Genomic DNA, 20,379 nt, shown 5'->3' on the forward strand with positions numbered 1-20,379 from the left:
ACCCATCCTACGCACTGCATCACTTATTGCGATGCGGGCAATTGTCCTTGATGCAATTGCTGTACAGCGCCAGCGCATGCTCAGAGATGCGAAAACCGCGTTCAGCAGCAATTTTCTGCTGGCGTTTCTCGATTTCCTCATCGTAGAACTCTTCCACCCGACCGCAGTCCAAACACACCAGGTGATCGTGATGCGATCCTTGGTTGAGTTCGAATATGGCTTTACCGGTCTCGAAGTGGTTGCGATTGAGCAACCCAGCCTGTTCGAATTGTGTCAGGACTCTATACACAGTAGCCAGACCGACATCCATATTTTCAGTCAGCAATACCTTGTATACATCTTCGGCCGTCAGGTGGCGCACTGCACTGTTCTGAAAAATATCGAGAATTTTCAGACGCGGCAAGGTTGCCTTGAGCCCGCTGGCTTTTAAATCACTGGGGTTTTTGTTCATGGTTGTCGTAAAACTAAATCCGGTTTGAAACCCCGTCCCTTGGAACGGTACGAAAGTTGAAATCATAACGTGGACTGACAATGCATGCATCCGATATGCAGGGCCGCGATGAGTTAACCAGCCGCTTCAGGTAAGATTCGGGCAGTTCTGTTTTATCATTATGTGTTTTAGCACAATTGAATTGAGATACCTTATGCGATTGCTGCACCCCCACTTCACCCGCGCCCCATCTTCCCTTGCCTTGCTGCTGATCGGCAGTTTGTGCTTAGTGCTAGCAGGATGCGCCTCCAAGAATCCACTGATGGATGATGCGCCTGCAGCCAAGGCAAAGACAACGGATGCAGCCCCGGCCAAAACCGCTGCGGCGGAACCGCTTGACGCCGCCACCGGCACCCGAACTAGCGGCCCGACCGGGATGGCGCGTGTATTGGGCGCTTTCTCGCTCTACAAGATCGATATTCAGCAGGGCAATTTCGTCTCGAAAGAAATGATCTCTCAACTCAAGGAAGGCATGACGCACGATCAGGTGCGCTTCGTGCTGGGTACACCGATGTTGAGCGATATTTTCCACGACGACCGCTGGTATTACCCATTTCGCATGCAAAAAGGCAACGGCGAAGTCACCACCAGCCGCGTGACGGTGTATTTCAAAAATGATCTGGTGGAGCGCTTTGAAGGTGGCGATTTGCCTACGGAAGAGGATTATCTCGCGCGCATAGCGGGCAACCCGCCAAAAGACAAAGCGCCCGAAGCCGCTGCACCCAAAGCCGCTCCCACCAGCGTCGCTGCCCCAAAATAATTACCTGAAAATCGCATGAACCAAATGAAAATCGCCGTCGCCGGCGCATCCGGCCGCATGGGCCGGATGCTGATTGAAGCCATCCACAACGCAGTTGACGCCACGCTGACCGGCGCGCTGGACATCGCGCAAGCGCCTGGCATCGGCACCGATGCCAGCGCTTTTCTGGGCGCACCGCAAGGCGTATTGATCGAATCCGATCTGGCCAGGGGATTGGCGGGCGCGGAATACCTGATTGATTTCACCCGCCCGGAAGGCACTCTCAAGCATCTGGAATACTGCGCTGCGCACGGCGTCAAGATGATTATCGGGACAACCGGTTTCGATGAAGCCGGCAAGGCAGCAATTCTTGCCGCTTCCCAAAAAATCGCCATCATGTCCGCGCCCAACATGAGCGTCGGCGTCAACGTGACGATGAAGTTGCTCGAAATGGCAGCTAAAAGTTTTACCGAAGGCTACGACATCGAAATCATCGAAGCGCATCACCGCCACAAGGTGGATGCGCCGTCCGGCACCGCGCTGAAGATGGGCGAAGTCATCGCCAGCGCGCTCGGCCGCAACCTGGATGAATGCGCGGTATATGCGCGCGAAGGCGTCACCGGCCCCCGCGACCCATCCTCGATCGGCTTCGCCACCATTCGCGGCGGCGATATCGTCGGCGACCATACCGTGCTGTTCGCCGGCATTGGCGAGCGCATCGAAATCAGCCACAAATCGTCCAGCCGCGTGACCTATGCGCACGGATCGTTGCGGGCGGCGCGTTTTCTGGCCGATAAATCCACCGGCCTGTACGACATGCAGGACGTGCTCGGACTACGCTAGGCTTGTATCCGCTTGCCGGTTTGGCCGATGACTTCCGTTGAATTTCAATGACTACCGGCAAAAACCCACAGCGCACCACAATTGTCGCGCTGCTGGGCACAATAGCGCTGCATCTCGCACTCATTGCAGCGGCGACGATCTGGCTGACACCTCCAGCCAAACCGGATCAGCGCGATCCAATCCTGATCGTCGCCCTGCACGGCCCAGCTTCAGCTGCCGCCAGCAAGCCGGAAGCCGCCCTGCAAGAATCACCGCAAGCCAAAAACAGCGCGTTCCCGAAACGGCCAAAAACCGCACCAAAAATTGTGCCGCAACAAAAGGCGCAGCCCCGACGGCCGACCGCTGCACAAAAACTGGTTCCGGACCTATCGCAACAGCCGCAGATATTGGCCGCACCCACCGCACCACCGCAGCCGCAGTCGCAACAACAAAGCGCCCCGTCCGAGCCGTCTTCAATGCAAAATTCCACGCCAAATGCGCCGCCGGCAGCCGCTCCTGACGCGCCGCCGATTGCTGCCAAAACCGGCGGCGCCAGTGCTGCCAACGCCACCAGTGTGACGATTCCCGCCGCCTATGCGGCCCGCAATCGCAAGCCCGATTACCCGCTGCTGTCGCGCCGTTACAATGAGCAAGGCACCGTGGTGCTGCGCGTGCTGGTCAATGCCGGCGGCACTGCCGGTGCCGTGCGCATCAAGCAATCCAGCGGCTATCCGCTGCTCGATCAGTCCGCGCTTGCGGCGGCACGAGACTGGCGATTTGCGCCCGCCACCCAAGACGGAAAACCCGTTGCAGAGTGGTATGAGATTTCCATTCCCTATACACTGCAGGATTAACGTAATTTCATCTAAACCGCCATGAATCAAACCCTCGGACTCGCCCACTACTGGTCGCAAGGCGATGCTATTAGCCACGCGGCCGCCTATGTCTTGTTGCTGATGTCGATTAGCAGCTGGTATTACATCCTGTCCAAAACGTGGAGCGCATGGCGCATCCGCAAGGCCGCATCGGCGCTCCCAGGTTTTTGGAAAGCGCCCACGCTGTCCGATGCCGTCACCGTCATCCGGCAGCAAGACAGTGAAAATATTTTCACCCCACTCGCCACGCAAGGCGTCGAGGCTGCCAATCTGCACCAGCAAACCGACACTGCCGCTTCGCTCAATGCCGCCACCGATCCGAGCGAACTGATTACCCGCACCTTGCGCCAGGAAATCAACCGCGTTTCGTCGCGACTGGAAAATGGCCTGACTCTGCTGGCCTCGGTCGGCTCCACCGCCCCCTTCATCGGCCTGTTCGGCACCGTATGGGGGATTTACCATGCGCTGATCGCAGTGTCCGCCGCCGGCACCATCCAGATCGACAAGATTGCCGGCCCGGTCGGCGAAGCGCTGATCATGACCGCGCTCGGGCTGGTGGTGGCAATTCCTGCGGTGCTGGCGTATAACGCGTTCACCCGCATCAACCGCATCACGCTGGCCGAACTCGATGCCTTTGCCCACGACTTGCACGCTTACCTGACCACCGGCGCACGGGTCGGAAAATAAATCGGCAATTAAACCTTATTGGAGTACACCATGTCTTTCGGCGGATTCAACGACAACCGGCACCAGGCCCCGATGGCAGAAATCAATGTCACGCCGATGGTGGACGTGATGCTGGTGCTGCTGGTGATTTTCATCCTCTCGGCGCCGCTGTTCACTCATGCAATCAAGCTTGATTTGCCGAGCGCGCAATCGGCGCCAGCGCCCGAGAAGCCCGAGACGATTTCACTCTCGATCAATGGCGCCGGCAAGATTTTCTGGAACGATCAAGCCATCGATCAGGCTGGACTGCCGGCCAAATTCGCGGCTGCAGCGCAGAAGCAGCCGCAGCCCGAGCTGCAGCTGCGCGCCGACAAGGAAACCCGCTACGAAGTCATCGCACAGGTGATGGCGGCAGCGCAGAGCAACGGCCTGTCCAAGCTCGGCTTCGTCACCGATGCAAAAACGAGTGAATCAGGGCGATGAATAAGGCAACGCATCAGGAAAAATCACATACTGAATTATGTATTTTTTAAATCCAAATTAAATATTGCGGAAAATGCCATGTTTATTGGCATACCCCCATAAATTTTATTAACAGAAAGGAGAGTGACAGCATGCCTACAGTCAGCCTGAACGGTGAAGCCATCACCAGCTGGGAGGCTTTCCACAACGAAAGCCAGCGCGTGTTCGGATTTCCCGAATTTTACGGCCGCAACATGAATGCCTGGGTCGATTGCCTGAGTTACCTGCGCGACGATGACGGCATGTCGACATTCCGCCTGAAACCGGATGAGGTTTTGCGCATCGAAGTGCAGCACGCCGAACGCTTGCGCACGCAGGCGCCTGAAATTCTCGACGATCTGGCTTTCTGCATCGAAGCCATCAACGACCGCTACGCCGATTACGGCGAAAAACCGGCGCTGGAACTGATCCTGCTCTGAGCGGCACCGCAATTGCGCCGGATTGAACCGGTATAATGTGCGGCTCACAGCCACTTAAAGCCGGATCCGTCATGCAAGAAAAATACAGCCCCGCCGACGTCGAAAAATCCGCACAGCAGCACTGGAAAGCAATCGACGCCTACAAAGCGGTCGAACACGACCCGCGTTTTCCGAAGGGCAAGTATTACGCCTGCTCGATGCTGCCCTACCCCTCCGGCAAGCTGCACATGGGCCATGTGCGCAACTACACCATCAATGACGTGATGTACCGCTATCTGCGCATGAACGGCTACAACGTGCTGATGCCGATGGGCTGGGATGCGTTCGGCATGCCGGCCGAAAATGCCGCGATGGCCAACAACGTGCCGCCGGCGCAATGGACTTACGCCAACATCGCCCACATGAAGCAGCAGATGGAATCGATGGGGCTGGCGATCGACTGGTCGCGCGAAATGACTGCATGCACGTCCGAATACTACAAATGGAACCAGTGGATGTTCCTGAAGATGCTGGAAAAAGGCATCATCTATCAAAAGACCGGCACCGTGAACTGGGACCCGATCGACCAGACCGTACTGGCCAACGAGCAGGTGATCGACGGCCGCGGCTGGCGCTCCGGCGCGCTGATCGAAAAGCGCGAAATTCCGATGTACTACGCCAAGATCACCGATTACGCCGAGGAGTTGCTGGAGTACGTCGATCACAAGCTGCCCGGCTGGCCCGAGCGCGTGCGCCTGATGCAAACCAACTGGATCGGCAAATCGACCGGCGTGCGCTTCGCCTTCCCGCATGACATCCAGGATGCCGACGGCAAGCTGATCCAGGACGGCAAGCTGTGGGTATTTACCACCCGTGTCGACACCATCAAGGGCGTGACCTTCTGCGCGGTGGCACCGGAACATCCGCTGGCCGCTTTTGCCGCGACCAACAATCCCGAACTGACCGAATTCATCGCCGAATGCAAGTTGGGCGGCGTGGCCGAAGCCGACATGGCGACGATGGAAAAGAAAGGCATGCCGACCGGCTTGCAAGTCAATCATCCGTTGACCGGGCAGCTGATCGACGTCTGGGTCGGCAATTACGTGCTGATTACCTACGGCGACGGCGCGGTGATGGGCGTGCCGGCGCATGACGAGCGCGATTTCGCGTTTGCGCACAAATACTTATTGCCGATCCGGCAAGTCATTGCGGCCGACGACCAAATATTTTCCGAGGAAACCTGGCACGACTGGTACGGCAACAAGGAAATCGGCCATTGCGTGGATTCCGGAAAATACGACGGCCTGGGGTTTCAGGACGCGGTCGATGCGATTGCCGCCGACCTGGCCGCTCTCGGTCTGGGCGAAAAGAAAATCACTTACCGGCTGCGCGACTGGGGCATTTCGCGCCAGCGCTACTGGGGCACGCCGATCCCGATCATCCACTGTGACGATTGCGGCGCGGTGCCGGTGCCGGAACAGGATTTGCCGGTAGTGTTGCCGGAAGACTGCGTACCGGACGGCAGCGGCAACCCGCTCAACAAGCACGAGCAATTCCTGCATGTCGATTGCCCGCGCTGCGGCAAACCGGCGCGGCGCGAAACCGACACCATGGATACCTTCGTCGATTCGTCCTGGTATTACATGCGCTACACCTCGCCCGGCGCAACCGCCGGCATGGTCGATGCGCGCAACGATTACTGGATGCCGATGGACCAGTACATCGGCGGCATCGAACATGCCGTGATGCATCTGCTGTATGCGCGGTTCTGGACCAAGATCATGCGCGACTTCGGCCTGGTCAAGTTCGACGAACCGTTCGTCAACCTGCTCACGCAAGGCATGGTGCTCAACGAAACCTATTACCGCGAAGAGGCCAGCGGCAAGAAGACCTGGTACAACCCGGAAGACATTGCGCTGGAACTGGACGAAAAAGGCCGTCCGCTGGCCGCCAAACTGCAATCCGACGGCCAGCCGGTTGCCATCGGCGGCACCGAAAAGATGTCGAAGTCGAAAAACAACGGCATCGATCCGCAAGCCCAGATCGACCAGTACGGCGCCGATACCGCCCGCCTGTTTACGATGTTCGCCTCGCCGCCGGAGCAGACGCTGGAATGGTCGGGCAGCGGCGTTGAAGGTGCCAACCGTTTCCTGCGCCGCGTGTGGGCCTTCGCCTACGCGCAAGCGGGCCGGCTGACAGTGGCAACCTCGACCAACTGGGCGCAACTGAACAATCCACAAAAAACCCTGCGCCGCGAAATCCACAAGATTTTGCAGCAGGCCGATCACGACCTGAAACGCATCCAGTACAACACCGTGGTCTCGGCCTGCATGAAAATGCTGAATACGCTGGAAGCCGCCAAGCTCGATGACTGCGCGGCGTCCAGTGCAGTCATCACAGAGGGCTTGTCGATATTCCTGCGCGTGCTGTATCCGGTCGCGCCGCACATCACGCATGCCTTATGGCAGGAACTCGGCTTTGCCGCTGCGCATGGCGACATCCTGAATGCAGCCTGGCCGCAGGTCGATCCGGCTGCGCTGGAACAGGCTGAAATCGAACTGATGATCCAGGTCAACGGCAAGCTGCGCGGCAGCATCACGGTTGCGAAAGATGCCGACAAGGCGACGATCGAAGCCGCCGCCCTGGCCAATGAAAATGTCCAGCGCTACCTTGATGGCACACCAAAAAAAATCATCGTGGTGCCAGGCAAGCTGGTCAACATCGTTGCCTAACCTTATTGTCTTCAGGAAAAACCCATGATGCCAGCTCGCCCTGCACTACTGAAATACGCCCTTGGCCTGCTGCTGGCTGCGATGCTGTCCGCCTGCGGTTTCCATTTGCGCGGGGCCAGCGATATGGCAATGCCGTTCAAGACGATTTATCTCGGCTTTGCCGACACCTCCACCCTGGGTAATGCGCTCAAGCGCAGCATCCGGGGCGCCGGCAATACCGCCGTCGTGCCCGACGCCAAGGAGGCGGAGGCGATTCTGGATGTGTTGTCTGAGACGCGCGAAAAATCCGTGCTATCCCTCAATAGCCAGGGCCGGGTACGCGAATACACCTTGATTTATACGTTCAAATTCCGCGTCAGGGATGGCAGCAACAATGAATTGCTGGCGCCTACCGAGATCAGGCTGGCGCGCGACATCAACTACGACGATACGCAAACGCTGGCCAAGGAAAGCGAAGAAGCGATGCTGTACCGCGACATGCAGAGCGATCTGGTGGCGCAGATACAGCGGCGCCTGTCCGCTATCCAAATCCTGCAATGAGGACATCCGATGCAGCTGCGACCTGATGCACTGGATGCGCATCTGGCCAAGCCGCTGGCGGCGCTGTATGTAGTCACCAGCGACGAGCACTTGCTGGCGCTGGAAGCGGCCGACAAGATCCGCAAGGCGGCGCGCGCGCAGGGCTTCTCCGAACGCGAAGTGCTGACCGTGGAGCGCAGCTTCAAGTGGGGCGAATTGCTCGCCGCCAGCCAGTCGCAATCGCTGTTCGGCGACAAAAAACTAATCGAGCTGCGTATCCCGACCGGCAAGCCGGGCAAGGACGGCGGGCAAGCGTTGCAACAGTATTGCGCTGCCGTGGGCGGCCAAACCGGGGCCGATACCGTCACCATCGTCACGCTGCCCAAGCTCGACTGGGCCACGCAAAAATCCGCCTGGGTCAACGCCTTGCAACAGGCCGGCGTGTATATCGAGATTGCACTGGTCGAACGCGCGCAACTGCCGGCCTGGATCGGCATCCGGCTGGCCGCGCAACAACAGAGCGCCGAGCGCCACAGCGTCGACTTCATCGCCGACCGGGTAGAAGGCAATCTGCTCGCGGCCCACCAGGAAATCCAGAAACTCGGCCTGCTGCATCCGCCGGGCAAACTGAGTTTCGAGCAAATCCAGGATGCGGTGCTGAATGTGGCGCGCTACGATGTGTTCAAGCTCAACGAAGCGATGCTGGGCGGCGATGCGCTGCGGCTGGCGCGCATGGTGGAAGGCTTGCAAGGCGAAGGCGAAGCGCTGCCGCTGGTATTGTGGGCGGTCAGCGAAGAAATCCGCACGCTGCTCAAGCTGAAGTCGGGCATAGAACAAGGCCGGGCGCTGGGCCAGTTGCTCAAAGAATACCGGATCTGGGGCCCGCGCGAAAAGCTGATGCAGCCGGCGCTGCGGCGGCTGTCGCTGAAAACGCTGGAGGCCGCACTGCAGGAAGCGGCACAAGTCGATAAGATGATCAAAGGCTTGCGCGCCCCGGCATTTTCCGGCGACGCCTGGGACGCATTACTGCAATTGGGCTTGAAAGTAGCACGCGGTTATTAAGAAAACGCAGCAATCAATAAGTAGGGCGGGTGCAACCCGCGCAAAATCCGAGTGCGCGCGGGTTGCAGCCGCCCTACGGTACTTCGTATCAATGGCAGTATTTTTTATAACCGCAACTATATATGCGGTAATTGCCATAAAAATTATGGTACTCCCTATTTTTTACGAAATGCATTGCGCCCTGATGCCTGTTCGTATCTTTCGTGTCTTTCGTGGACAATGCCGTAGCAATAGCCATTAAGAAAACGCTTAAAAAAAGAGATCATGGATATCAAACAATACATGCACGACCTCGGCCAAAAGGCCCGGACCGCTTCCCGCGCCATGGCCAAAGCCGATACTGCCGCCAAAAATCAGGCGCTGCTGACGATTGCCGGCGCCATCCGGCGCGATGCCGCATTGCTGCGCGCAGCCAACCAACAGGATATGGCGGCGGCACGCGCCAGCGGCCTGACTGACGCGATGCTGGATCGACTGAGCTTGTCCGAGCAGGCGATTGCGACCATGGCCGAAGGGCTGGAGCAGATCGTCGCCCTGTCCGACCCGATCGGCGAAATTTCCAACCTGAAATACCGCCCGAGCGGAATCCAGGTCGGCCAGATGCGGGTGCCGCTGGGCGTGATCGGCATCATTTACGAGGCGCGCCCGAACGTGACGGTGGACGCTGCCGGTTTGTGCATCAAGAGCGGCAATGCGACCATTCTGCGCGGTGGTTCGGAAGCGATTCGCTGTAACCAAGCTTTGGCAAAAATTGTCCAGGAAGGGCTGGCTGCCGCCGGACTGCCGCAGGACGCGGTGCAAATCGTCGAAACCACCGACCGCGCCGCGGTGGGCGAACTGATCACCATGCCGCAATATGTGGACGTCATCGTGCCGCGCGGCGGCAAAGGCTTGATCGAGCGCCTGATGCGCGAATCCAGGGTGCCGATGATCAAGCATCTGGACGGCATCTGCCACGTATACATCGACGACAAGGCGGATATCGAGAAGGCCACCGCGGTTGCCTTCAACGCCAAATGCCACCGCTACGGCACTTGCAACACGATGGAAACGCTGCTGATAGCGCGCAGCATCGCGGCCGAGGTGCTGCCGCAACTGGCCGCACTGTATGCCGGCAAGCAAGTGGAATTGCGCGCCGACGCTGCCGCCCGCGAAATTCTGGCCGGCTACCCGCATCTGGCTGTCGCCACCCCGGAAGACTGGGAAACCGAATACCTGGCGCCGATTCTGGCGGTCAAAATCGTCGAAGACATGGAGCAAGCCATCGAGCACATCAACACGTATTCGTCCCGCCATACCGACGCCATCATTACCGAAGACTATTCGCGTGCGATGCGCTTCCTGCGCGAAGTCGATTCGGCGTCAGTGATGGTGAATGCCTCGACCCGTTTTGCCGACGGTTTCGAATACGGCCTGGGTGCGGAAATCGGCATCTCGAACGATAAATTGCACGCGCGCGGCCCGGTCGGACTGGAAGGCTTGACCTCGATGAAATACATCGTGCTCGGCCACGGCGAAATTCGCCAATAAAATACATCGTAAAACGCGTGTCGTAAAACGCGTGCCATAAAAATTACACCGGCACACCATTAACAAGCTCTATAAGGAATCCGCATGCTCTGGATCAAATCGCTGCACATCGTCTTCGTCGCTTCCTGGTTCGCCGGCCTGTTTTATTTGCCGCGCATTTTCGTCAACCTGGCGCTGGAAACTGAACCGATTGCAACCACTCGCCTGATCATGATGGCGCGCAAACTGTACCGTTTCATGACCATTCTCGCTATTCCCGCCGTGATCTTCGGCCTGTGGCTATGGCTGGGTTTCGGTATTGGCAAGGGCCCGGGCAATGGCTGGCTCCATGCCAAACTGGCGGTGGTGTTACTGATGCTGGGCTACCACCATTCCTGCGGCCTGATGCTAAAGAAGTTCGAATTGGGGCGCAACACGCGCAGTCCTACCTGGTTCCGCTGGTTCAATGAAATCCCTGTGATCGCCTTGCTGGCGGCCGTCGTATTGGTCGTTGTTAAACCATTCTGAACATCTAGCTGGAGCTTGCCATGACCAATACTTGTGAATATTACTTTTCGCCGCAATCGCCTTTCGCCTATTTGGGCCATGCGCGCTTTGCCGCGCTGGCAAAGAAATACCACGTGCAGATTGACCTCAAACCGTGCGACTTGGGCAAGGTGTTCAGCCTTTCCGGCGGCCTGCCGCTGACCAAACGTGCGCCGCAGCGCCAGGCATACCGGCTAGTCGAATTGCAGCGCTGGAGCGATCATTTGGAGTTGCCGCTCAATCTGCAACCGAAATTCTTTCCGGTTGCCGACAATGCCGCAGCCAAACTCATCATCGCAACACAATTGGCGCACGGCACCGAGGCGGCGATGGTGCTGGCCGGCGCGATCATGCGGGCGGTATGGTCTGAGCAGAAAAACATCGCGGACGCGGATACGCTCGCCGGCATTGCGGCGGAATGCGAGCATGACGGCAAAATGTTACTGAAATCTTCCGAAACCGCCAGTGTCCAGGCACAGTTCGACCGTTTCACCGACGACGCCATTGCCGCCAACGTATTCGGCGCGCCGTGGTATGTCGTCAACGGCGAAGGATTCTGGGGCCAGGACCGGCTGGACTTCGTCGAGCGGGCATTTTTGAAATAAACGAAAACGAGAATAATGTAGGGTGCGCATAGCGCACCCTACCATTTCATATAGCAGTGCCAGCCATCGGGGTTGGCGCTGCGCCTGAATAATTTTGCAACATAACGGATAAAGGGTTCCCCCATGGCACACTCCTATTTTTGTCCTTGCCCACGCGGCCTGGAAGCAGCACTGGCTGAAGAACTGCTCGAAATCGGCCAACAATACACGCCGACGCTCAAGGTCCACAATCAGGTTCCCGGCGGCGTGCATTGCTCGGGCGAGCTGACCGATGCCTACCAGGTCAACCTGCATTCGCGCATCGCTTCGCGCGTGCTGATGCGCATGGCGCACATCAGTTACCTGAATGAAAACCATATCTACGACCTGACGCTGGCGCAGGAATGGGAAGACTGGTTCAGCGTCGACCATACGATCCGGGTCGATGTCACGGCGATCAAGTCGCCGCTGCGCAGCCTTGAATTTACGACGCTCAAGATCAAGGATGCGATTTGCGACCGTTTCCGCGACCAGTTCGACAAACGGCCATCGGTCGATACCCACAACCCGGACATCCGCATCGTCGGCTTTCTCGATGCGCGCCATTTCACGCTGTATCTCGACACCTCCGGCGAAGCCTTGTTCAAGCGCGGCTGGCGGCTCGATACCGGCGACGCGCCGCTGCGCGAAAACCTGGCAGCAGGATTGTTGCGGGTGGCCGGCTGGAAGCCCGGCATCCCGCTGTTCGACCCGATGTGCGGCTCCGGCACCATCCTGGCCGAAGCAGCGCAAATGATCGCCGGCATCCCGCCCGGCGCCCGGCGCTCGTTCGCCTTCGAAAAATTCCACGGCTTCGATAGCGCCGCCTGGCTCGCCATCAAGGGCAACGTCAAGCCGCTGCCGCTACCGACCGAACCGAGCATTTTCGGCAGCGACATTTCCGGCGACGCGATTGCGATGACGCGCGAAAATCTGCGCAACGCCGGCATCCTGTTCGAAGTGCCGCTCAAGCAAATTGAAGCGCAGGAAATCAAGCCGCCAACAGAGATTCCCGGCATCCTGCTGACCAACCCGCCATACGGCGAACGGATCGGCGTGCGCGGCGACAGCACCATCGAAGCCGACGAAATGACCGGCGCTTTTTACAGCGCATTCAGCACTACGCTGAAGCAGCGTTTCGCCGGCTGGAAAGTATTCCTGTTCTCGGCCGACCTGACCGTACCCAAAATGCTGCGCTTGAAAGAAGCGCGCAAGACGCCGTTCTTCAACGGCGCGCTGGAATGCCGGCTGTTCCGCTTCGACATGGTGGCCGGCTTTAACCGGCGCGAAGAAGCCAAGCCCAAAGAACATTGAGGCAGCGCTTTTTTCCGGATATTTTGATGTTTAAAATATACTGAATAATGTATTTTTGAAGTGCTATAAAAATAGTGCGGGAACATGGCAATATTTACATATACTCCCATGTATTCCTTTATATATTTAAAATAGGGCGAACGGTTCTGCAGCAGCCTGAACCGCCCCTATCAGAAAGAATCCCCACCATGTCATCTGAAACCAGCCCTCCTCCAGCCATAAACCGGGTTGCGCTGCTGGGCTCCGGCGGCCTGGCATTGATGCTGGCTGCGCTGTCCATGCTCGGCCCATTTTCGGTCGACACCTACTTGCCGGCCTTCCCCAGCATGCAGGCCGCGCTGCAAGCCAGTCCGATGGAAGTGCAGCAAACGCTCACTGCCTACATGTTCTCCTTCGCCGTCATGATTCTGTGGCATGGCGCGTTGTCCGACGCTTTTGGCAGGCGCAACATCATCCTCGGCGCGCTGGTGGTGTTCGCGCTGGCCTCGCTCGGTTGCGCTGCTTCCCACAGCGTTGAATATTTGTGGGCGTTTCGCATCCTGCAGGGCATGTCATCCGGTGCCGGCGTGGTGATCGGCCGCGCCATCATCCGCGACCTGTATACCGGCGCTCCGGCGCAGCGGCTGTTGTCGCTGGTGACGATGATTTTTTCGATCGCGCCGGCAATTGCTCCGCTGATTGGCGGCTGGATTGTCTTGTTGCTGGACTGGCGCGCGATTTTTCTATTCATGTTCGCCTACAGTGCGCTGCTGCTGTGGTATTGCTACCGCAATTTGCCGGAATCGCTGCCGCCTGAAAATAGGCAACCGTTTAATCTGAAATTTTTATCGGTGAGCTACCAAAAAGTTTTTCGCTCGCTGCCATTTCATTTCAAGGCGGGCACGCTTGCTTTCAATTTTGCCGGCTTGTTTTTGTATGTCGCGGCCGCACCGGTATTCATTACCCAACACCTCGGATTAGGCACACATCAATTCGGCTGGCAATTCATTCCCACCGTGGCAGGGATTTTTCTGGGCGCATTTAGCGCCAACCAGTTGGCCGGCCGCATCACCATCCCGCAGCAGGTTATGGTCGGATACGCCTTTTTAATCGGTGCCGGCTTGTTCAACGTCGCATACCATCTATTCCTGCCGCCGGCATTGCCGTGGTCGGTGGTGCCTCTGATGCTATATACCTTTGGCATGTCGGTCGCGGCTCCCGGAGTGATGCTGATGGTAATGGATCTGTTTCCGGATATTCGCGGCATCGTCGCTTCCTGCCAATCCTTCTTCCAAACCATGCTGGCAGCTTTGGTTGCCGGCATCATCGCACCACTGCTCAGTACGTCGGTGCTCTGGCTGGCGCTCGGCCAACTCGGTTTTGCCCTTGCCGGACTAATCTGCTGGCTGGCCGGCCGCCGTTATCGCATCAAATCTGCATATCCGAGCCTGAATGTATGAGAATCGGATCAAGAACAAAATAATGCGATTTTGTAGGAGCGCACCCGGGCGCGAAGCAGTCGCCAGACTGCAGCCGTTGGTCGCGTCCAGGTGCGCTCCGACAAGAACCACCTCGGTTTGGAAGTCCCTTATAGGAGACTCAATAGTAACGAAGCCTAGCCAAAAAACAGGTAAGTCACCGCCACCGCCGCGATAAAACCAACCAGGTCGGCAAACAGTCCGCACTGGACCGCGTGGCGTGTATGCTTGATGCCGACCGAGCCGAAGTACACCGCCAGTACATAAAACGTGGTTTCGGTGCTGCCTTGTATCACCGACACCAGATGGCCGGCGAACGAATCCGCACCCTGCGTTTTCATGGTGTCGATCATCATTCCGCGCGCGCCGCTACCCGACAGGGTTTTCATCAATGCGGTCGGCACCCCATCGACAAAACGGGTATCCCAGCCGATGCCGGCGACTGCATACCGTATCGCATTCATCAACAAGTCAAGTGCGCCGCTGGCCCTGAGCACAGCGATCCCGACCAGCATCGCGACCAGATACGGAATAATCCGCACCGCGGTAGCAAAACCTTCCTTGGCGCCGTCGATGAAAGCGTCATACACATTGACTCGCTTCAGCGCTGCGCCACCGATAAACACCACCACCAGCAACAACAGCAGAAAATTGCTAATCAACGAAGATTGCGCCTGCATCTGTGCCGCGGATAAATGCGCAAACCACAGCGTCAGGCCGCCCACCAGCAGACTTAACACGACCATGTAAGTCAGAATCACGCGATCGAATAAGTTAATTTTTTGCACCAGCGCCACCGCAATAAAACCGAACAGGGTCGAGATATAGGTCGCGATCAAAATCGGAATGAAGACATCGGTCGGGTCGGCAGCGCCGAGCTGGGCCCGATAGGCAAAGACAGTGACCGGAAACAGCGTCACCGATGCGGTATTGATCACCAAAAACAGGATCTGCGCATTGCTGGCGGTATCCTTGTCCGGATTCAGCGTCTGCAGCTCCTGCATCGCTTTTAATCCCATCGGGGTGGCGGCATTGTCCAGACCCAGCATATTGGCCGCAATATTCATCGTCATCGCGCCGAGCGCCGGATGATTGGCCGGAATAGCCGGAAATATCCGGGAGAACAAAGGATTCAGCGCGCGCGCCAGTGCAGCCATGAATCCGGCGTTCTCGCCGATTTTCATAATCCCGAGCCAGAGCGTCATCACGCCGGTGAGCCCAAGCGAAATTTCAAACGCTGTTTTGGAGCTATCGAACATCGCCCTGACAATCGCAGAAAAGATATCAAGCTGGCCAAAAAATACCGCTTGCACGCAAGCGGTAAGGAAAGCCACGATAAAAAAACTGATCCAGATAAGATTGAGCATGGACGCGGCAGTATCCTATGAATGAAAGCGGGGCGACAGAATAATCATCTGTAATCCATCAAGTTGCAACACACAAGTTTTTCCTGCTGCCCATAGGCCTCGCGCATTTTTATGAATTTCATCGTGCTTGAATGTACCAAGGCGAATTCTGTAGATCAAGGCCGCGATGATACGCTTTCGGATTCACGTATACCCACGCCAGTCGCATGAAATTGTTGCATATACGGCGTTCATCGGTGATAATTGCGGATGCGTTGCCGGGATGGCGGAATAGGTAGACGCACGGGACTCAAAATCCCGCGGTGGAGACACCGTGCCGGTTCGATTCCGGCTCCCGGCACCAACAGAATAGTAAGTACCGTCAAGTTAGACCAGAAACCCAGTACCTTCACAGGTAACTGGGTTTTTTGTTGTCCATCGTTGACCGCCAATAACCATTACCACCAAACTATTTTTTGGAGTAAATCTGGGTGGGTTGGGTAATCGAAAACAGGAAAAATCCACGCCCGATATCAAGCCGAAGACAACGCCGTTAAACGACACGCTATGCAGACAAGCTAAGCTCCATAAAACGCCCTTAACTGGAACCGTCTAACAAAGAATGCTGTAATCGATCAACCAAATCGATCAAACGTGGCTGTACCTCTTTCAATAAAAATTCCGGTGACAAATTAAATGCGGGGCCGCCGCAATTAATCGATAGCGGCGCCATCCCATCGTTCGGTTTAAACGCAACCGCAATCGCATTAACATCTTTTTGCCAGTCACCGAATGAGGTGCAGCAACCTATGGTCCGGTACTCTTCAATGGCACGCATTACGCCGTCCCGTATCTTGGGCCAGGCTAATTCATCGAGTTCACGCACGCGTTCAAGGATGTCGTTACGCTCGCTGTCAGAGACTACTGCAAGGTAAGCGCGTCCCATCGCCGTCGTCGCAACCGGGATGCGAGATCCTACATCTAGGCTGAGTGTCAGCGCAGTTTGGCTGCGGCTATTCTCGATGTAAATCATGCTGAGACGGTCCCGCATGCCAAGGGAAACCATGCCTTGCGAAAAATCAGCAATTTCCTGCATGTAGGGACGCGCCAGTTGACGCACATCCAGTTTTGATAGCATGGCACTGCCAAGCGCCAGCGTCGCCGATCCCAGCCGATATTTGCCGACGCTCTCGACGTAGTGCAGATAACCTAGCTTGGTCAAGGTATAGGTAAATCGCGAGACGGTGGATTTTGGCAGCTTGCTACGTTCGGCTAGTTCCTGATTTCCCAGCAGCTTGTCGCTCGAGCGAAAACATGCCAGCACGTCCAAACCTCTGGCAAGCGCGGTGACGAAATGCCGGTCTTCCTTGGCATTCGATTTGGTAGCAACAAGGTTGCGATTTTCTTGGTTCTCTTCCTGCATGATATTTTAGGTGTGGGTGCCAAAAAATGAGATGTTACGCCGCATCAGGCTTCGAGTGCAAAGTACAGCTCGTGCAATTTTCCGATGTCAACCTGATCAGCCGGCTGGTCCAGAATAACCCGGCCGCTGCGCATCATGTAGACATGATCCGCCACGTCGAGCGCCAAGTGCGTATTTTGCTCGACCAGCACGATCGTGACGCCATCCTGTTTGAGCTTGCGCAAAATACCGAAAATTTCCTGGACGATCACAGGTGCCAGACCGAGCGACGGTTCATCGATCAACAGGATGCGCGGTTCCGCCATCAACCCGCGCGCCATGGCGACCATTTGCGCTTCGCCGCCTGACAGCGAACCGGCCATTTGTTTGCGCCGTTCCTTCAGCTTGGGAAACATTGCATAAGCGCGTTCGAGATTGTGCGCCAGCGATGCACGCTGTTTTTTGGGAAAGGAACCAAGCGTCAGGTTTTCCTCGACGCTCATGTCGCGGAATATGAGGCGGCCTTCGGGAATCAGGGAGATGCCCAGTTCGGCCATGTCCCAGGTGCGGCGGCCGGATAATGCTTCATTGCGCAGCACGATCTCACCTTGGCTGGGCGCGATCAGGCCCATGATGGTTTTCAGCAGCGTCGATTTGCCGGCGCCGTTGGGGCCGACGATTGCCGTCAGGTGGTTTTCCTTGAAATCCAGATTCACATCCCACAATACGTTGATCGCGCCATAGCCGGCACGCAGATTTTTAATCTCAAGCATGCGCTGCTCCGGTATAACTCTTGATCACCTCAGGATCGCGGAACACGATATCCGGCGTGCCGTCGGCGATGACCTGACCGAAATTGAGCACTACGATCCGCTGGCACAAGGTGGATATCGTTTCGATATCGTGTTCGATAATCAGGATGCCGATTTTGAATGTGCGATGCAATTCTTCCAGCTTGGCGGTGAAATAGCGTTTGGCATTGGTTTCCAGCCCCGCCAACACTTCATCAAGCAGCAGCAGTTTCGGTTCGGTCGCCAATGCCTTTGCTACTTCCAGCCGCTTCAATTCCTGCAGCGCGAGACCGGTTGCCGCATCGCGCTCGGCTTGCGCCGACAGATCCATGAATGCCAGCAGTTCGTCGATGCGGGCGTGATCGACCTTGCCGTTGCCGAAGCGCTGCGCCACCACCAGATTTTCGCGCACCGTCAATTCATGCATCGGCTGCGGAATCTGGAAGGTGCGCCCGATGCCCATCCGGGCGCGGGTATACAGCGGCTTGCGGCTGATGTCGATCCCATCGAAGCCGATCTGCCCCTGCGTCGGCTTGACCAGTCCGGAAATCGCATTGAACAGCGTGGTTTTGCCGGCGCCGTTCGGCCCTACCAGCCCAACCAGTTGATCGCCACCCATTGTAAAGTGCACATCCTTCAATGCTGTCAGGCCGCCAAATTGAATCGTCACGTTATCAAGCCTCAGCACGTTTTCCTCCCGTTTGTCGTTTTTTAAATAAGGAAAGCAAGCCGTCGGGCGCAAACAGAATCATCGCGGCTAGCACCACGCCCAGGATGATCTGGTGGCCGGACGACAACATCGCCTTGAATACCAGTTGATCGACCATATAAATCACGACGGCGCCGATCATCGGTCCGGTGACCGTGCGGTAACCGCCGAAGATCGCGGCGACGATCGGCAGCACGCTCCATGAACTGTTGAACGCATAATCAGGCTCCAGAAAATTGATGATGTGCGCATTGAAGGCGCCGATCATGCCGGTCATGCATGCCGACAACAGCAGCATCCAGGCTTTGAGCATCACGCTATTGACGCCGACCACCCGCGTCGCATCTTCGCTATCGTGCATTGCGCGCAACGCAACGCCATAATCGCTGCGGCGCACAGTGGCATAAATCACGCAAAAAGCGAGCACCAGCGTCAGCGCCAGAAAATACGGGCCGAGGCCGGCCAGGACATCGAGCCCCGGCACATTTGGCAAACCGGGAATCGATGATATCCCGCCCGATCCGCCTGTCACCGAGGTAAACTGGGTCGCCAAAATCCGGAAGATATGCGCATAAGCCAAAATCACCAGCGCAAAATACGGCCCGGATAATCTGAGTGCCGGCAGCATTGCCAGCGATGCGACCGATGCACAGACCCCGGCCGCCGGAATCGCGAGCAACACCGGCCAGCCCGCTTTCATGGTCAGAAGCGCCGATGCATAAGCGCCGATACCGAAAAACGCCGCATGACCGAAGCTGACCATGCCGCCCAAGTTACCGAGCAACGCCCATGCAACCGCGATACCGGCCACGATCAGCGACGATACGGTCAGGCTGAGAATATAGCTATTGCCTTTCAATAGCGCAGGAACTAGCAAATAGAGAATGGCGACCGCCACCCACAAGAATTTTTTCATGGATTATCCCCGACGCGCTTTGGCGCCGAACAGACCGTTCGGCATAATGAATAAGACAATCAAAAACAGCACCATGCCAGCCAGTTCCTGCAATGCGGAACTAAATAACGTGACGGTCAATGATTCGGTAATACCGAGCAGGAAAGCTGCCAGAACGACACCCGGCACCGATCCGACGCCGGCCAGCACCGTGATGATGAAAGCTTTTACGGTGAGCGAATGGCCGAGCGGCGGTGAAATAACGCCGGTCGAAAATATCGCAATACCGGCAATGGTTGCCAGCACGCCGGCAACCAGGAATGACACCAGTTCGACTTTCGCCGGGTTGATGCCCATCAGTTTTGCCGCATCGCGATTCGACGATACTGCACGCACTGCGCGGCCATACCAACTGCGCGACAGCCACCAGCCGAGTACAAGCGCCACCAGCAGACTCAACACGAAAAACATCAGCTCGCTGAACATGCTGTACAGGTTGCCGATCTGAATCGCTTTCTGCATCGAGGTGGAAGCGGTCGAGCGGATATCGCTTTTCCATATCAGCAGCACTGCATTGGTCAGGATCACACCGAGCGCAAACGTCAGCATCAGCGAATTGAGTTCCCGGTTGCGCTTGATCCTGGCAACCAGAAAATAAACGATTGCCGAGCAGCTGCATACAACCGCTAACGCAAGCGGCAATGCCAGTATCGGGTTGACCCCGAACCGGCGTTCCACTGTGTAGGCGACATATGCGGCCAGCAGCACCAGCTCGCCATGCGCCAGATTGATGATGCGCATCGTGCCAAACGAAAGCGAAAGCCCAAGCGCGATCAATGCATAGATGCCGCCGACCAGGGTGCCGGAATAAAGGGATTGTAGAATGAGTTCTGACATGATTGCTTTAGGTGATCAGATTAAGTTCTGCGCGAAAGGCGACAAAGTGCACGTTTGATTTATAA

General features: G+C 57.0%; 21 protein-coding genes and 1 tRNA gene. 15 read left to right on the top strand and 7 right to left on the bottom strand.

All coding sequences use genetic code 11. The features are described 5' to 3' along the window. Positions 1–19 precede the first annotated feature (19 nt). Entirely contained in the window at positions 20–451 is a 432-nt protein-coding gene (gene fur / locus FKCLFG_RS11165) for a ferric iron uptake transcriptional regulator (protein WP_472613166.1), read from the bottom strand. Positions 452–644: 193 nt separating this feature from the next. Here fur and FKCLFG_RS11170 point away from each other — a divergent pair, with 193 nt between their 5' ends. The 14 genes from FKCLFG_RS11170 (at position 645) to FKCLFG_RS11235 (ending at position 14,256) form a co-directional block, all read left to right on the top strand. Further along, positions 645–1,250: an outer membrane protein assembly factor BamE gene (locus tag FKCLFG_RS11170; protein WP_472613167.1), complete on the top strand. Its 606-nt coding sequence runs from the start codon at positions 645–647 to the stop codon at positions 1,248–1,250. Between the two features lie 15 nt (positions 1,251–1,265). Further along, entirely contained in the window at positions 1,266–2,072 is an 807-nt protein-coding gene (gene dapB, locus FKCLFG_RS11175) for a 4-hydroxy-tetrahydrodipicolinate reductase (RefSeq protein ID WP_472613168.1), read from the top strand. 47 nt (positions 2,073–2,119) lie between these two features. Next, a complete protein-coding gene (locus FKCLFG_RS11180) occupies positions 2,120–2,905 on the top strand; it encodes an energy transducer TonB (RefSeq protein WP_472613169.1) in 786 nt (261 codons plus the stop codon). Positions 2,906–2,926: 21 nt separating this feature from the next. Beyond that, positions 2,927–3,613 carry a MotA/TolQ/ExbB proton channel family protein gene (locus FKCLFG_RS11185; protein WP_472613170.1) on the top strand — a complete coding sequence of 229 codons (687 nt, stop codon included), beginning with the start codon at positions 2,927–2,929 and terminating at the stop codon, positions 3,611–3,613. Between the two features lie 30 nt (positions 3,614–3,643). Beyond that, positions 3,644–4,075: an ExbD/TolR family protein gene (locus FKCLFG_RS11190; RefSeq protein WP_472613171.1), complete on the top strand. Its 432-nt coding sequence runs from the start codon at positions 3,644–3,646 to the stop codon at positions 4,073–4,075. A gap of 131 nt (positions 4,076–4,206) precedes the next feature. Beyond that, positions 4,207–4,533, top strand: coding sequence for a barstar family protein (locus tag FKCLFG_RS11195; RefSeq protein ID WP_472613172.1), 327 nt, complete (start codon positions 4,207–4,209; stop codon positions 4,531–4,533). Between the two features lie 71 nt (positions 4,534–4,604). Continuing rightward, positions 4,605–7,244: a leucine--tRNA ligase gene (gene leuS, locus FKCLFG_RS11200; protein ID WP_472613173.1), complete on the top strand. Its 2,640-nt coding sequence runs from the start codon at positions 4,605–4,607 to the stop codon at positions 7,242–7,244. A gap of 24 nt (positions 7,245–7,268) precedes the next feature. Continuing rightward, positions 7,269–7,784: an LPS-assembly lipoprotein LptE gene (locus tag FKCLFG_RS11205; RefSeq protein ID WP_472613174.1), complete on the top strand. Its 516-nt coding sequence runs from the start codon at positions 7,269–7,271 to the stop codon at positions 7,782–7,784. A gap of 9 nt (positions 7,785–7,793) precedes the next feature. Beyond that, positions 7,794–8,825, top strand: a complete 1,032-nt coding sequence (gene holA, locus FKCLFG_RS11210; RefSeq protein WP_472613175.1) for a DNA polymerase III subunit delta — start codon at positions 7,794–7,796, stop codon at positions 8,823–8,825. Between the two features lie 264 nt (positions 8,826–9,089). Beyond that, on the top strand, positions 9,090–10,355 hold the full coding sequence (locus FKCLFG_RS11215) for a glutamate-5-semialdehyde dehydrogenase (protein ID WP_472613176.1): 1,266 nt from the start codon (positions 9,090–9,092) through the stop codon (positions 10,353–10,355). Between the two features lie 84 nt (positions 10,356–10,439). Beyond that, positions 10,440–10,862, top strand: coding sequence for a CopD family protein (locus FKCLFG_RS11220; protein ID WP_472613177.1), 423 nt, complete (start codon positions 10,440–10,442; stop codon positions 10,860–10,862). Positions 10,863–10,882: 20 nt separating this feature from the next. Continuing rightward, positions 10,883–11,485 (top strand): DsbA family protein, encoded by a 603-nt coding sequence (locus FKCLFG_RS11225; protein WP_472613178.1) that lies wholly within the window; start codon positions 10,883–10,885, stop codon positions 11,483–11,485. Positions 11,486–11,608: 123 nt separating this feature from the next. Beyond that, the gene (locus tag FKCLFG_RS11230; protein WP_472613179.1) at positions 11,609–12,817 is read left to right on the top strand and encodes a THUMP domain-containing class I SAM-dependent RNA methyltransferase; all 1,209 of its coding nucleotides are present in this window, start codon (positions 11,609–11,611) and stop codon (positions 12,815–12,817) included. 188 nt (positions 12,818–13,005) lie between these two features. After that, a complete protein-coding gene (locus FKCLFG_RS11235; protein ID WP_472613180.1) occupies positions 13,006–14,256 on the top strand; it encodes a multidrug effflux MFS transporter in 1,251 nt (416 codons plus the stop codon). A gap of 155 nt (positions 14,257–14,411) precedes the next feature. On the opposite strand, the gene FKCLFG_RS11240 is transcribed toward FKCLFG_RS11235, so the two are convergent. Beyond that, positions 14,412–15,641: a nucleoside recognition domain-containing protein gene (locus FKCLFG_RS11240; protein ID WP_472613181.1), complete on the bottom strand. Its 1,230-nt coding sequence runs from the start codon at positions 15,639–15,641 to the stop codon at positions 14,412–14,414. 256 nt (positions 15,642–15,897) lie between these two features. Here FKCLFG_RS11240 and FKCLFG_RS11245 point away from each other — a divergent pair. Continuing rightward, positions 15,898–15,984 (top strand) — tRNA-Leu (locus FKCLFG_RS11245). A 234-nt stretch (positions 15,985–16,218) separates the two neighbouring features. Here FKCLFG_RS11245 and FKCLFG_RS11250 read toward each other — a convergent pair. Genes FKCLFG_RS11250 through FKCLFG_RS11270 form a run of 5 tightly spaced genes read right to left on the bottom strand, consistent with a single transcriptional unit; the run spans position 16,219 to position 20,314 of the window. Then, the gene (locus FKCLFG_RS11250) at positions 16,219–17,043 is read right to left on the bottom strand and encodes an IclR family transcriptional regulator (RefSeq protein WP_472613182.1); all 825 of its coding nucleotides are present in this window, start codon (positions 17,041–17,043) and stop codon (positions 16,219–16,221) included. Positions 17,044–17,087: 44 nt separating this feature from the next. After that, positions 17,088–17,795, bottom strand: coding sequence for an ABC transporter ATP-binding protein (locus tag FKCLFG_RS11255; RefSeq protein ID WP_472613183.1), 708 nt, complete (start codon positions 17,793–17,795; stop codon positions 17,088–17,090). After that, positions 17,788–18,501: an ABC transporter ATP-binding protein gene (locus FKCLFG_RS11260; RefSeq protein ID WP_472613184.1), complete on the bottom strand. Its 714-nt coding sequence runs from the start codon at positions 18,499–18,501 to the stop codon at positions 17,788–17,790. The genes FKCLFG_RS11255 and FKCLFG_RS11260 overlap by 8 nt, the downstream gene beginning before the upstream one ends. After that, the gene (locus tag FKCLFG_RS11265; protein ID WP_472613185.1) at positions 18,488–19,438 is read right to left on the bottom strand and encodes a branched-chain amino acid ABC transporter permease; all 951 of its coding nucleotides are present in this window, start codon (positions 19,436–19,438) and stop codon (positions 18,488–18,490) included. The genes FKCLFG_RS11260 and FKCLFG_RS11265 overlap by 14 nt, the downstream gene beginning before the upstream one ends. A 3-nt stretch (positions 19,439–19,441) precedes the next feature. Further along, complete coding sequence (locus FKCLFG_RS11270) at positions 19,442–20,314, bottom strand: branched-chain amino acid ABC transporter permease (RefSeq protein WP_472613186.1); 873 nt, start codon at positions 20,312–20,314, stop codon at positions 19,442–19,444. Positions 20,315–20,379 lie beyond the last annotated feature (65 nt).

This window comes from Gelidimonas denitrificans, from assembly GCF_055694065.1.

Coding starts and splice junctions, on each gene's coding strand:
- FKCLFG_RS11255 (WP_472613183.1), bottom strand. CDS start 17,795: ATGCTTGAGATTAAAAATCTGCGTGCCGGCTATGGCGCGATCAACGTA.
- FKCLFG_RS11170 (WP_472613167.1), top strand. CDS start 645: ATGCGATTGCTGCACCCCCACTTCACCCGCGCCCCATCTTCCCTTGCC.
- FKCLFG_RS11250 (WP_472613182.1), bottom strand. CDS start 17,043: ATGCAGGAAGAGAACCAAGAAAATCGCAACCTTGTTGCTACCAAATCG.
- leuS (WP_472613173.1), top strand. CDS start 4,605: ATGCAAGAAAAATACAGCCCCGCCGACGTCGAAAAATCCGCACAGCAG.
- fur (WP_472613166.1), bottom strand. CDS start 451: ATGAACAAAAACCCCAGTGATTTAAAAGCCAGCGGGCTCAAGGCAACC.
- dapB (WP_472613168.1), top strand. CDS start 1,266: ATGAACCAAATGAAAATCGCCGTCGCCGGCGCATCCGGCCGCATGGGC.
- FKCLFG_RS11265 (WP_472613185.1), bottom strand. CDS start 19,438: ATGAAAAAATTCTTGTGGGTGGCGGTCGCCATTCTCTATTTGCTAGTT.
- FKCLFG_RS11225 (WP_472613178.1), top strand. CDS start 10,883: ATGACCAATACTTGTGAATATTACTTTTCGCCGCAATCGCCTTTCGCC.
- FKCLFG_RS11180 (WP_472613169.1), top strand. CDS start 2,120: ATGACTACCGGCAAAAACCCACAGCGCACCACAATTGTCGCGCTGCTG.
- FKCLFG_RS11270 (WP_472613186.1), bottom strand. CDS start 20,314: ATGTCAGAACTCATTCTACAATCCCTTTATTCCGGCACCCTGGTCGGC.
- holA (WP_472613175.1), top strand. CDS start 7,794: ATGCAGCTGCGACCTGATGCACTGGATGCGCATCTGGCCAAGCCGCTG.
- FKCLFG_RS11185 (WP_472613170.1), top strand. CDS start 2,927: ATGAATCAAACCCTCGGACTCGCCCACTACTGGTCGCAAGGCGATGCT.
- FKCLFG_RS11195 (WP_472613172.1), top strand. CDS start 4,207: ATGCCTACAGTCAGCCTGAACGGTGAAGCCATCACCAGCTGGGAGGCT.
- FKCLFG_RS11220 (WP_472613177.1), top strand. CDS start 10,440: ATGCTCTGGATCAAATCGCTGCACATCGTCTTCGTCGCTTCCTGGTTC.
- FKCLFG_RS11215 (WP_472613176.1), top strand. CDS start 9,090: ATGGATATCAAACAATACATGCACGACCTCGGCCAAAAGGCCCGGACC.
- FKCLFG_RS11235 (WP_472613180.1), top strand. CDS start 13,006: ATGTCATCTGAAACCAGCCCTCCTCCAGCCATAAACCGGGTTGCGCTG.
- FKCLFG_RS11230 (WP_472613179.1), top strand. CDS start 11,609: ATGGCACACTCCTATTTTTGTCCTTGCCCACGCGGCCTGGAAGCAGCA.
- FKCLFG_RS11190 (WP_472613171.1), top strand. CDS start 3,644: ATGTCTTTCGGCGGATTCAACGACAACCGGCACCAGGCCCCGATGGCA.
- FKCLFG_RS11240 (WP_472613181.1), bottom strand. CDS start 15,641: ATGCTCAATCTTATCTGGATCAGTTTTTTTATCGTGGCTTTCCTTACC.
- FKCLFG_RS11205 (WP_472613174.1), top strand. CDS start 7,269: ATGATGCCAGCTCGCCCTGCACTACTGAAATACGCCCTTGGCCTGCTG.